Source organism: Caldisphaera lagunensis DSM 15908 (genome assembly GCF_000317795.1).
Taxonomy (GTDB): Archaea; Thermoproteota; Thermoprotei_A; order Sulfolobales; family Acidilobaceae; genus Caldisphaera; species Caldisphaera lagunensis.
Map to the genome: position 1 here is coordinate 804,376 of NC_019791.1, position 12,891 is coordinate 817,266.

Sequence of the window (12,891 nt, forward strand, 5' to 3'; positions counted from 1 at the left end):
TTAAAAATTTTTTGATTTATTTATCTAAAAGAATTATTTTATTTCCTTTCACAATTATTTTATCTCCATCCTTTATATCTTTTAAAACATTAATATCTATATTATCAATTAAGGGTATGTTAGACAAGGCACAGCCTGCAATTATTATGGGTTCAGATTTAGCCATGATAATTGCTTTTGGTGCAAAACCATTTTCCTTTAAAGCATATATAATATAAGAACCAACAGTGCTTCCCCTTGGCTTATATGCAACTAATATTTTATCTTTCACATTTCTTCCATCAACTAGATTACCATTGTTTGGGTTAATATCTCCATAAAAACTGATCTCTTGTATAACTAAGGCTTCCCCTTCAGCTTCACCTTTTATTAAAGCCCTTCCAGTTATTTCCCTCATAATTTTAATACCTCTTTCAAGTTGTTAATTGATATTAATGAAACATTTATACCCTTTTTAGATAAATAAAAATACGCCTTATAGCTATTAGTTGCTATGTTTAATCCTCTATATCCAAATGGGCTTACAATTAAACATGTATCTCCAATAAGCTTTACATTTTTTTCTTTAAGTATACTTAAAGTCTCTTTGCTCACCTTTGAAATTTGTTCTCTCGATGTAGTAATTATTATTTGGGAATTAATTTTTTCAAATTCCTTTAATTGATTTGCAATTTTTTCAATTTCATCTTTGTTTGCATGAGGGCATCCAAAATATATGATATCTGGCGTTTTGGAAGGCATTAATTCATCTTCTCTAGTTTTTATGTCTTTATAATCTATGGTAAATGTTTCTTTTAGTTTGTTTTCATCAATTTTTTGTTTTGTTACACCTTTAATAACTATCATAGCTATGTTTCCTGCTGCCCCCAAGGAAGCAGATAATTCTTTGATAATTGTTTCGTTACTTATATATTCATCTAGGTATGGTGGTCTTTCATCATTGTGAGCTTTTGATATTATTTCTCCTATTATACCTATTCTAACTTCATTTAATTCATAATCATCTGGTCTTCTTATTATATATCTTATGCTAGGTATCCTATTTTCATCTATATGGAGTCCATAATAATATGTTTTCCCAGTTATTGCTGCCATTAAAGAAATGGGCCCACCTTCTCTATTTGTTTTAATTCCTAAAACACTATTGCCATAAACAACAGCATTAGACTCTCCCCAAGCAACACTACTCCCTTCTTTAATATCAATCACTTCTGGTAAATAATATGGGGTGCAGGATAAAGAAAGATTTGCACCCATTTTCTTCAATGACATTAATATATCTTCTTGACCCTTAAGATAATTTCTATCAATTTTTGTAAGTGGTATTGCATCATAGTCTATAGTATCATAGCCAATTGGGTTAACTGTTGTCTTTACTGAGAATTTAACGCCAGAATCTGCAAATTCCTTTATTAATTTTCTTCCTGGATCTCCTATATTACCATAAGAAACTCCTGATATATGAGCATGAGAAATATTAATGAGTTTTTCAGCATTTAATGATTCTCCAATAGATACTATAACTTTTAATGCCTTAGATACTGCCCATCCATAATCTCCATTAAGCATCTTTTCTTCTTCTTTTGTTAAATACATTTTACCGCCCTAATACCACCATGTATTTTTAAAGTTGTGCTCAGGTATCATATATATTCTATTCTGAAAAGCTTTACATTCTTTTGTAAATATGCAATTTTCTTTGCATCCAGTAATTTTTATGCATTCATTTGTGCATGAGGTTTTACAAACGGGATCTTTTGTCTTGCAACAGCTTCTACCAAATGCCCATAGAAAATCATCTAGTATAAAGGGGTCAATGCCTGAATATTGGGATACCATTTTATATGCCTGTCTAACTGATAGTCTTAATAAAATATCTTCCCAATCAGAAAATTCAATATTAGCATAAATTTTCTCTCTTGTTGTATCGTCAACATCTACAATACCTAATCTTAAAGCAATTCTCGTTAAATGATTATCTATTGGTAACTCTTTATTGTATGGATCATTAATGCTTAATATAGATCTTCTTTCCAAAAATTTTGCTAATAAAAAAGCCTTTTTTTCTACAGGATCTTGATATGCCTTAAAAATTTTTAAAATATCGATAAACCCATTTCCGTAGTCCCTTCTTAGATATCCTTTAGATATTGTTATTATATCATAGGGATCGCTAAAGTTTTTCTTAATCTTTATCCCAATATCCTTTAATAGCTCATGTCTTACTCTAATATCGCTAGGATATATTTTTTTACCTTCTTTATTTTCAATAGTAAGCCATTTGGTTACGGTATCTATATTAATATTTGCTAAATTTTCGGGATAGAAAAATGAAGGATCATCTTTATATTTTAAAATACCTAGCTTATATAATGCATCCGCCCCATGATAAAACTTATTTTCAATAAATCCCTCAAAAGGTTTATCATGGAATCTTAATCTATGATCTATAGATACCATAACTAAGAAATATAGGAAAACATTTTCTTTTGATTCTGTTAATGGTGGAAAATAATTTTCATCATCATACATATCAATATTTTTCATTTTTAATGATTTTAATTGTGATCCTAATTTTTCGCAGGATTCTTGATTAATTTTGACTTGCATTTTATCGCCTATTTCATCTATAATCAAATTAATTATTAAATCCCTGTGCCCTTAATAATATAAGGAGGGAAAATGGCAGAACAATGGTTAATAGATTCTTCAAAAATAATAGAAAAAGCAAGGAATTTATCTGAAGTAGAGAAAAAGGTTTTCAAATACTTTTTAGAAAGCATTTCAGTAGGTGATTTAAGGGCAATTATGGAATTAGAGAAAAAAGGAATAAAAGATCCTCGTTCAGTTATTGAGAATTTGATTTTAATGGGCCTAATAGAAAGAGGTAATTATTGTTATAACTTGCCTTATCCATTGAGGGTTTATATATCTAAGCAAGGTATTCCTGAAATATAATTCTTCTAGGGGGTAAGAGGATGAAAAAAGTATATCATTTAGATGCTGATGAGGTCCCAAATAGGGTCATTATTATGGGAGATCCTCAGAGGGTAATTAATTTATCATTATTATTGGAAAATCCTGTTGAAATAAGCAAAAGTAGAAATTTGTTTATTTATAAGGGTTATTATAATAATAAGGAAGTTGCCTTAGCATCTCATGGTATAGGTGGTCCCAGCGCAGCAATAGTTATTGAAGAATTAATTAAATTAGGTGCAAATGTTTTGATTAGATTAGGAACTGTAGGTTCGCTAAAGAAAGAAATTGATGTAGGTGATGTTATAATACCTACAGGTGCTTCATATTGGCATGGTGGTGCAGGGCTTGGAATGTATTTTAATAATATCTGCCCTCCAACAAATCCAAGCTATGATTTAGTTTATGATTTAATTAAAGAAATTAATAATAACCAAATAAGGTATCATGTTGGTTCAATCTTTTCAAGTGATTCATTTTATGCCGAGAAAGATTATATAGATATATTAATAAAATTAAACTTCATAGGAATTGAAATGGAATGCGCGACTTTATTTGCAATTTCAAATCTAAGAGGCGTTAAATCTGCATGTTCATTAGTTACAAGCAATAATTTAATAAAAGGTACAAAAGGGGATTATAATGATGTTGTTAAAAGGATTGCCAAAATAATATTGAATGTCATTACAAGCAATTAATATTTAATATATTTATTATATATAGATAAATATTTTAACTTATACTGTAGCAAAAATGTGAGGGAGGAATGATGGACAATAAACGCAGAGCATTGATATATACTTCATTAGGGCATTTCCTTAATGATAGCTTTATTATTGTATTTTCCATACTTATAGCATATTACCTAGACATGAAAATATCTGCATCCTATCTTGGGGTTATGGGGGCATTAATTAACATATTATCAGGTTTAATAAGTATGTGGGTAGGTATAATTGCTGATAGAAGAGGAGTTCATGCAAAATTAATGCTTTTAGGATATGCCTTGATTGGATTATCAATTATTTTATATGCAATATCATTCTTATATATAAAATATGATTTAATATTCATAGCAATTGCATCAATATTTTTAGGAACAGGCTTGTCTTTTTATCATCCTTTAGGCGGGTCAATATTACAACACACATTTGACCCTAGGGATTCACCTAGAGCTCTTGGAATTAATGGTTCTTTTGGCAGTATAGGGAGAGCATTATTTCCGGTTATATTGGTATTCACAATAAATTATTTAGGAGGCCCATTAGCTCTTTCTATTATTGGTATTTACACATTTATTATTGGATTTATTGTATTCTATGGATTAAATCCAATAAAAATAGAATATAAAATAAATAAGGATTCAACCAATAAGGTTTCATTAAGCTCTTATTATTATGTTTTGATACCTTTAGCAATAGTTATATTTATTAGGGCAATGTTTATTTCAGGTGTACAAACATATGTGCCAACATACTTATCTCATTTACTTAATTCAAAAGAAATAATGAGCATTATTTTAACTGTTTCATATGCAACAGCAATATTTGGTCAACCGTATTTTGGAAAATTAACTGGAGATATTGGGGGAAGGAAAGTAGTGTTTTTAACAACTATTTTAGCTACATTATTTTATATTGGATTTTTATTAATTAAAATTAAAATAATTATGGCTCTTATGTTTGTATTATTTTCACTTTTTGCATTTAGTGGATTCCCTGTTTTATTAGGTTATGTAGGTCAAATAGTAGATAGAAATGTTTCAGCACAAGCCAATTCGTTGATATGGGGGATTGGTAATACAATAGGAGGTGCTATAGGTATTTTAATAGGGGGGTTATTATTAAATAAAATAGGTTTCTATAATGATATGTTAATTTTCGCAATAATAGCTGTAATATCAACGGCTTTATTACCATTAATACCAAGTAAGAGAAAATAAATTTATGGTACAACCAATACATCAGCTTTAGTTGTTTTACCTGCTACCTTGCTAGTTACACTACCCAGAATTAATCTTTCAAATCTTGATAATCTTCTCCTACCTAACACTATCAGGTCACAATTATGGGTTTCTGCATAATTTAATATAGCATCTGCAGGGTCTCCAGAAAGAACTTCATATTTAGCATTAAACCCTTCAGACAATAATTTATTTGATATTTCAGATAATTTTTTCTTTGTTGAATCAATTATTGCAGCACTGTTAATAACATCAGGACTAACAATTTCTCCAACTATTGCTGATGCAGGAGGTACAACAGTTATTAAGCATATTTCTGAATTTAGCACTTTGCCTAATTCAACAGCTTTAGATAATGCCCTTTCCCCACCTTCAGAACCATCATAACCAACAAGAATCTTTTTATACAAACTTTCACCTCTATTTATAATATGTGATCTAATAATATATAAATGTTTGCAGATAATATTAATTAATGCCCGATGAAGACCGCTGCAGGCGCGATAGATGAGCTTGGCCTGTGTTACAGAGGGCATATTAATGATTAATGGAATATAAAGCGGTGATGATGCTGATATCGTCGGATAAATGAAGTCAATATCCCCGTCTGAGCTTATGCAGTTTTTTCTATAACTATTGTTAAGTAGCTGCTTTTCTTCCCTTTGGTTTTAGACGTACCTATTAATGATGAAACTATTTTTAGGCTATCACCTAACCTAGATTTCATAGCTAAATATACTTCAGCAACCTTGCATACATTTTCTCCAACTCCTGTAATTTCTACCTGCTTTGTTCCTTTATTAAGTTCTAATATAGCCTGTAATGCGTAATCTTCAATAGCTTCCTTTCCCAAATTAATTTTGACTCTTTCTTCCATTTAATGCACCTATCTTTACTTTAACCTTGAGAAATTAAATATATAACTTTTATTTGTCTTTGCAATTTTATCTACAATAATTATTCAATCTTTTTACAAATATTTCATTATAAACGGAATTAATAAAATCTATTGGGGAAATTTTCTGATTTTCTATCATATCTAATTGCTCTTCTAAAACTCTGCTGCTTTCTTCTGTCAAGAGTTCCTTAAATATAGAACCCATAAGGTCCTGGTATATCTCAATTCCATTCTTTGTTGGTATCATATATTTTTGCTTTTTACTTTCGATAACATATCCATGTCTTATATTTGACTCTATAACTTTTGCATATGTGCTAGGCCTTCCTATGTTTTTCTTCTTCATGAGCATTACTAAGTCACCATTTTTATAAGGCTCTATAAGACTACCTTTATAATAAATAACATTATCTACATTAATTTCATATTCAGCATTAGGTTCTTTTTTGATCCAATTTTCAATAATTGGTTTTGATATTAATGTAAATCCATCCTTTATTATTGACACGTTGAAATCTTTTTCTATTGTTAATTCACCTAAACTTATTCTTACTACAGCTTTTTCTATTATTGAGGAGGTCATTTGGCTTGCTAAAAATCTTTCAAATATCATCTGATAAAGTTTGTAATGATACTGAGTCAGTTCTATAGGGACTTTAATAGTTCTTTCTAATATACCTCTCTCCAATTCTTGTGCATTTAATGGCCTTGTTGTTCTAATAGCTTCATGTGCTCCTTCCTCACTCCAAGTTCTTGGTTTAAAGTATTGCAATAGATTATTTTTTTGGAGATATTCTTTTGCTACTTGAATTCCTAATTGAGAAATTCTAATAGAATCAGTTCTATGGTAAGTTATTAAACCTGAATAAAATAGATCTTGCGCTAATTTCATTGTTATTTGTGCAGTAAAGCCGTATTTTTGACTTGCATCATATATTAATGCATCCGTTGTGTATGGAGGTAATGGATTCATTTCTTCATTATAAATCCTTAGAGTTTTTAATTTAATCTTGCTGTTTTTAACAGCGTTTTCAGCTTGCTCTTTATCTTTTGTATAATAATAAATATAGTTTCCACTAGGAAGCTTCACCTTTATTTTATATCCAAGCTCTTTCTTGTATTCATTGTATCTATCAATGATCCATCCAAGTACTGGGGTTTGAACTCTTCCAGCTCCTAGCCATAGTTTGCTGTATTTATTTTGAAGATATTTGCTTGTAGAAAATCCAACCCATCTATCATCTATTCTTCTTGATATTTGTGCATTTACTAAACCTTTATTTAGTTTCCCAGGATTTCTTAAGGCTTCTAAAACTGCATTTAATGTTACTTCATGGAATGCTGATCTATAAATGTTTTTATTATAGGGTCTTAATGCTAAATATAAATCCCATGCAATTTTTTCACCTTCCCTATCTGGATCAGTCATTATCAATATTTGATCAACTTCTGTTGCTAACCTTTTTATTGATTGCAAAATAGATTCAGATGTAACGACTATACTTGAACCGCATCTAGGGCATTCATTAGTTTCTTGAGTAAATTGGTAACCACATTTTAAACATCTTTTTATTGAAGTATACAATGGACTTATTACAGAATCATTAATTTTTATTCCATAACAGGAATCTGTATTATCATCCACTATCAATTCATATACATGCCCTTTTGATGCTGTTATTGTTAAAAGATAAACTGTGTTTGTTAGAGGATCTACAGTAGTTGTTTCATAAATATTAAGATTACCTTCCCTCCTCCTAGCAGGTTTACCCCAGAAACTTGATATAGTCTTTGCCTTAGTAGGGCTTTCAACAATTATTAATTCGCTAACTATATTTACTTTCTTTCCTCCATTTATTTTTCTTGATTCTTCTAATTCTTTTATAACTTCATCCAAATTTATGTCTTCAAACTTTACAAAATTTGCTTGACTTATCCATCTCAATTTTTCGCTCATAGATTCAACCAATTCTGGCATCTCATCAATTATTATTGATAATCCCTTAGTCATATGACCATAATAAAGCCTGCTAGTTCTTCCACTAGCCTGAAGATAAGTTGGTCCATCAGAAGAATAAAGATATAAAGCATTTTTTTCGTTTCTTATTACAAATGAGCCTATTTTTATGATATTGCCATCGTTAGGAACATAATTAAGTATTGCATTGTAAACTTTTGGTATCGAATTATTTATAACTTCCTTCATCGTCTTCAATATGCCTTTAGCTTCTAATTCTCCTCTAAGTACAGCAGCAACTAATGGAGATTGTTCTCCATACTTAGAAAGAAAGCTTTCTAAGCTCTTTCTTAGGCTTGAAAATGATTGATCTTTTTCCTCTAAGAACATTACAATTCTTAAAAGTCTCTGAGGAGAAATTAATGCAGTTTTTAATTCAAGCTTTCTTGCTGGTGTTCCTATGAATATAGCGTATCTTATAATTTCTGGTAAATCAATACCTCTAACAATTGTTCCATATCTGCTTGCTAGACCAACAATTACACTTACTTCGTTTCTTTGAAGTTTCTCGATAGCTCTTCTTGAATTTGATATGGCTTGTATGGCATTTATTCCATTTTCTTTAAGCATTTCTAAAAGAGGCTTTACAGCATTTTTTCCATATGATTGTGAAATAAAAATTATTCCCCCATTACCTAGTTTTTTAACTAATTCAACTGTATCTTTAAATACAGAGTTGGAGATCTTATATGTGTCTATAACATTTCTTAAATAATCTGTACCACCACCAATTTCAAATCCTAATAATTCTCTAAATATTAGGTGTTTGATACCTTTTGGCCTACCAGTTGCCGATGCAATAATTAGTTGACCCTTCATTTCTTCATTATTACTCAATAACAGTTTCATTTGTAAATCTGATATTTCCTGTTCTAATTGCTTTATTTTATCTTCTTTTTTGTTAGATAAGGCTATGCCATAATTCATTTTTTTGTTAACCAACTCGTAAGCTATTTCAACGCTTTCCTGAGAATAACCAAGTAAAACCAATACTCTATCTATATTTTTACTGTTTCTCAAAAGGCTATCAACATCGTCCACAACTATTAATCCAAAAGGCGAATATTCTTTAAGTTTATTGAAATTTTTCATTAAGTATCCAGGAGTTATAATTAATATTTTAAATTCTCCATTATTAATTTTTGTAGTCATTTCCTCTTTTAATTTTTTAGGCATTGAAGAATAATAAAATGCTATGCCATCATTAAGAAATGCTTTTAATCTCTCGTATGTTTGGGCAACAAGATTTTCGGTTGGCGTTAAATACATAATTTTTTTATCAGATCCATTAATGGCCCTGAAGGCGGTATAAACCATTAATAATGTAGATTTTCCAACTCCTGTAGGAGCAACAATGGAAAAACTTTCTGGATATAACAGCCTTCTGGCCCAACTTTTTTGTGCACTAGATAAAATATATCCAGTTGTTTTTTCAAAATATTCTTTAAATTCTCTAAAACTATTCTCCAAATAATATAGCCAAGAATAACCATAAAGTTTGCCTGATTTTTTGAGCATTTCTCCAATTAAAATCGGATCATTATCCTCTAATTCTGTTTCTAAGCATACTTTGCATGGTAATCCTTTCTCTAATCTATCTGATGTTATCTCCTTCCCACAATTTGGACATAGATGTCTAAATATTGGATTTAAAGACATTGGTTTACCGCCTGAGGGCCATCCTCGTTTAAAATGTGTCTAAACATTCAGAGTTATTAAGCGTTAAGGGTATGTCATCCTAATTTCTTTGTTGTTCAATAGGATTTCCTTAGCTTGTAATTTCTTAATTTATTTGATTACTTTACGGGCATCTGACTTAAAAATAGATAAAATAATGTTGCATTACTAATAACAGAAAATCTTCATTTGAAAATGATGATAATGTTACATACTTCATTATATAAAATCCTTTAATTTAGCATGAAACTGACTTTTTAGTTTAATAAAAATTTTTTGTTATTTATTACCTTCTCAAAAGAAGGTTATAATCTTATAAAAAAATATAAAATTAAGGCTTTTCCCACCACCAGAAGAATGATTCTAACCCATTAGTTATTGCTGGATTAGATTGCCAAGCCAGATTGTTTTGATATGCATTCATGTATGATCCTAGAATCCAGAATTTACTAGGTATCACTACATAAACATATAGATATAGATTTACAGCAGATTGTTGGGCATTTTTAATTAAGGCTGAAGCATTGGCCCATCCTTGTTCATCGGCTAGATCTGCCTGTATTATTTCATTGTTTAATTGATTATATTGTTGAGCTTCCTGCCAAATTAATGCACCTATATATGTGTTATTTGTTTGATTGAATTTTAATGATAGCTGTTCAAGATAATTAACGTCTACTCCATCAGGACCTGCATATATCCCACCTTGTTGATATATGAAAGGTAGCCAATACCATGTTACTGGAATTCCATTCCAATCCAAATAATATACTGGCATTGGATTTTCTCCAGGTATCATATATGATATTATAGTTGAGAACGGCATGTATAATGGTTGAGCATTTATATTTGGATCCATTTCATGCAATGCTTGTGCCCACATCTCTGCTGCTGTGAAATCAACAGTATCACCACTTGATACAATAATTGGGAAGTATACTGATATGTTGTAAAATCCAGATTCTTCCATTAATTGTTTTGCATATGTTAAGTTAAATGTTGGGCAACCTGTTATCTCTGATGGTGGAACTGAATAATCAAGACCAGGTATTTGTATACCGCACCATGGCTGTCCTAGATTCATATGATATTTTGCATTGCCCAATACATCATTTATGTATTCTGTGTAATTGAATGCATATGCAAATGCCTCTCTAACTAATGGGTTTGCAAAGTAATATGATGGAATATGATAAGATGGGTTTATTTGTTTTAGTAAAGGTTCACTTATATTAAAATTAAATGCAAACCACCACTCATTCAATGAAGGCTCAGAATACATTTTTATCTTACCTTGACTTTGCAATTGCATCAATGTGGGTATATATTGAGTAGGAGTGCTTTTTGGAAAAGTTACTATATCAGCTTGTCCACTAGCTAGCATGTTTATAGCAGTTGTTGGATCTTTTACCCAATCTACTATAACGGTATCATTAGGCTTTGGGAAGTATGTTATGTTATTGGGCCAGTATGGGTTTGGCTTTAATACAACGCTTTCTCCAGGTGTAAATGATGCTATATAATATGGTCCAGTAAAACCTGCATTTGATGATGGCCATTGAACTTGTGTATTATAATTACCAGCTATGCATGTTTGTTGATATTGATAAAATGCTTGAGCTAATTGAGTGAAGTTGTTATCATATAACCCTGTTAAATTTAATCCATCACCTACGCTCTCTAGCCATTTTGCGTCCATTACATAATCAAATGTTGTCATCATATTGAAGAAAAATGCTGGTGAAACAGGTTGTATTAAATGAAAAGTAACTGTGTTTGTTGCATTATCATAGGAAACAGAGTCTATTATCTCTTTAGCACCCAAGGAATCATTTGGAGAACTCACTATAAATGTAAACAATGTATAGTTAGGAACGGTGAAGGGTGCCAAATTTGTTCCAGATCCAGCTGGTATTCCACCAGCACACACTAATGCTCTTATCATACTATACCATACATCATATGCTGTTATAGGATCTCCATTAGATGCCTTTAAACCAGGTCTTATTTTAAATATGTAAATTGTATAATTTGGTGAAATTGCTCCATATAAATATCTAGCAGTTATGTTTGACCAATTACCAACAGTTGGTATGTATTCTGCAAGCATAGGTATAAATTTAGTTGTACTTGATTGATAATACCACAATAATGCACCATAAATGTTGTTTATTATTTCATTACTAACCGTATCTGGGAATAAATCAGGATCAAATGTAAACGGTCCTCCTGGAACTACTTCAGCATCTACAATTACTCCTTGGTTAGGTATTGCAGATTGTGATGCATATAAGTTAAATGTTACATTGTTAGAGGTTACTGCTATAGTTTTATATGTAGTGTAATTATAAACCTTCCCATTTGATATATTTTCTGTTACAATGGTTAGGCTAACTGAATATAACCCAGGTTGACTATAGGTTACATTAACGGGATTTAACTTTGGTTTCAGATATGTGGTATTACCAGATCCCGTTTTATACACTTGCAAAGCGTATCCTGTTGCATTTAAAGATGGGATTATTAGTGTAGAACCATTTCCAAAATTCCAAACGTATTCTTTTATGGTTATATTAATTCCTGAAGGAGGTTGTAAATAACCAGCATTTAATGTTAACTTTTCTCCTTCATTTATTACCGGTCCTATATTAGAAGTTATTACAGGTATTGTAATTAAAGATGCGTAAGTAGAATTTAATATGTTTGGCAGCACTAAAATTTCTATTAAATTATTAGATGAACTACCCACAAGTTCTCCATTACTATTATATAAGTTATAGTATACCAAATATTGACCTGGATAAATATATGTCAAATTCGCATATTGAGATGTGATTTTTTGCTGATTTCCAGCTCCATCAAATAATATTGCATAATAACCATTTTGTACAGAGCTTATAGTTATTAATAATGGAGAATTTGTTAATGCAGAATAACTTTCCGGAAGAGGCGGTGATAGCATATTTTGCGTACTTGTTGTTAGACTTGTTGAAGTAGTTTGAACCGTTGAAGTAGAGGTACTTGTCGTTGAAGTAGTTTGAACCGTTGAAGTACTAGTTGTTGTGCTTTTTGAAGACGGCTTTGCGGGCCCCTTTTTCATTGATAGCAATACTGCTGTTGATGCTCCTACTACAACTATTATTACTAAAATAATTACTAAAATATTTTTAGATATTGATCTATAATAATTCCCCCTAAACATATTCCCACCGTTTAGGTCTAAATATACAAAATTAGTAGAGATATTTAAATTTTTTGCTTAGTTTTGTATATATGAACATAATAGAATTACTTTATGATAGTTTTATTCTCGATTATTTCATTTGCATTTTATATGTTAAAATATTGTTTCATTTATTT

10 protein-coding genes are annotated in these 12,891 nt (G+C 30.4%); 3 read left to right on the top strand and 7 right to left on the bottom strand.

Annotated elements, in window-relative coordinates; genetic code table 11:
- Positions 1-16 precede the first annotated feature (16 nt).
- From CALAG_RS03975 to CALAG_RS03985, 3 genes are read right to left on the bottom strand one after another with little or no spacing between them, the layout of a single operon-like run.
- Positions 17-397, bottom strand: a complete 381-nt coding sequence (locus CALAG_RS03975; protein ID WP_015232456.1) for an aconitase X swivel domain-containing protein — start codon at positions 395-397, stop codon at positions 17-19.
- Complete coding sequence (locus CALAG_RS03980) at positions 394-1,596, bottom strand: aconitase X catalytic domain-containing protein (RefSeq protein ID WP_015232457.1); 1,203 nt, start codon at positions 1,594-1,596, stop codon at positions 394-396. The genes CALAG_RS03975 and CALAG_RS03980 overlap by 4 nt, the downstream gene beginning before the upstream one ends.
- A gap of 9 nt (positions 1,597-1,605) precedes the next feature.
- Entirely contained in the window at positions 1,606-2,637 is a 1,032-nt protein-coding gene (locus CALAG_RS03985; protein WP_048816730.1) for a hypothetical protein, read from the bottom strand.
- A gap of 45 nt (positions 2,638-2,682) precedes the next feature.
- Here CALAG_RS03985 and CALAG_RS03990 point away from each other — a divergent pair, with 45 nt between their 5' ends.
- The 3 genes from CALAG_RS03990 to CALAG_RS04000 all read left to right on the top strand — a co-directional run bounded on the left by CALAG_RS03990 (position 2,683) and on the right by CALAG_RS04000 (position 4,918).
- Complete coding sequence (locus tag CALAG_RS03990; RefSeq protein ID WP_015232459.1) at positions 2,683-2,958, top strand: PolB1-binding protein PBP2 family protein; 276 nt, start codon at positions 2,683-2,685, stop codon at positions 2,956-2,958.
- A 20-nt stretch (positions 2,959-2,978) separates the two neighbouring features.
- Positions 2,979-3,674, top strand: a complete 696-nt coding sequence (locus CALAG_RS03995) for a purine-nucleoside phosphorylase (RefSeq protein ID WP_015232460.1) — start codon at positions 2,979-2,981, stop codon at positions 3,672-3,674.
- Positions 3,675-3,745: 71 nt separating this feature from the next.
- A complete protein-coding gene (locus CALAG_RS04000; protein WP_015232461.1) occupies positions 3,746-4,918 on the top strand; it encodes an MFS transporter in 1,173 nt (390 codons plus the stop codon).
- Positions 4,919-4,920: 2 nt separating this feature from the next.
- Here CALAG_RS04000 and CALAG_RS04005 read toward each other — a convergent pair whose 3' ends face one another.
- The 4 genes from CALAG_RS04005 to CALAG_RS04020 form a co-directional block, all read right to left on the bottom strand.
- Positions 4,921-5,349: a universal stress protein gene (locus CALAG_RS04005; protein WP_015232462.1), complete on the bottom strand. Its 429-nt coding sequence runs from the start codon at positions 5,347-5,349 to the stop codon at positions 4,921-4,923.
- A gap of 203 nt (positions 5,350-5,552) precedes the next feature.
- Positions 5,553-5,816 (bottom strand): DNA-binding protein, encoded by a 264-nt coding sequence (locus tag CALAG_RS04010; RefSeq protein ID WP_015232463.1) that lies wholly within the window; start codon positions 5,814-5,816, stop codon positions 5,553-5,555.
- Between the two features lie 67 nt (positions 5,817-5,883).
- A complete protein-coding gene (rgy, locus tag CALAG_RS04015) occupies positions 5,884-9,513 on the bottom strand; it encodes a reverse gyrase (RefSeq protein WP_015232464.1) in 3,630 nt (1,209 codons plus the stop codon).
- A gap of 349 nt (positions 9,514-9,862) precedes the next feature.
- A complete protein-coding gene (locus CALAG_RS04020) occupies positions 9,863-12,733 on the bottom strand; it encodes an ABC transporter substrate-binding protein (RefSeq protein ID WP_015232465.1) in 2,871 nt (956 codons plus the stop codon).
- Positions 12,734-12,891: the final 158 nt, after the last annotated feature.

What these genes read in the sequence shown, in the direction of transcription:
- CALAG_RS03995 (WP_015232460.1), top strand. Translation starts at nt 2,979, where the DNA reads ATGAAAAAAGTATATCATTTAGATGCTGATGAGGTCCCAAATAGGGTC.
- CALAG_RS04000 (WP_015232461.1), top strand. Translation starts at nt 3,746, where the DNA reads ATGGACAATAAACGCAGAGCATTGATATATACTTCATTAGGGCATTTC.
- CALAG_RS04020 (WP_015232465.1), bottom strand. Translation starts at nt 12,733, where the DNA reads ATGTTTAGGGGGAATTATTATAGATCAATATCTAAAAATATTTTAGTA.
- CALAG_RS03975 (WP_015232456.1), bottom strand. Translation starts at nt 397, where the DNA reads ATGAGGGAAATAACTGGAAGGGCTTTAATAAAAGGTGAAGCTGAAGGG.
- CALAG_RS03980 (WP_015232457.1), bottom strand. Translation starts at nt 1,596, where the DNA reads ATGTATTTAACAAAAGAAGAAGAAAAGATGCTTAATGGAGATTATGGA.
- CALAG_RS03990 (WP_015232459.1), top strand. Translation starts at nt 2,683, where the DNA reads ATGGCAGAACAATGGTTAATAGATTCTTCAAAAATAATAGAAAAAGCA.
- rgy (WP_015232464.1), bottom strand. Translation starts at nt 9,513, where the DNA reads ATGTCTTTAAATCCAATATTTAGACATCTATGTCCAAATTGTGGGAAG.
- CALAG_RS04010 (WP_015232463.1), bottom strand. Translation starts at nt 5,816, where the DNA reads ATGGAAGAAAGAGTCAAAATTAATTTGGGAAAGGAAGCTATTGAAGAT.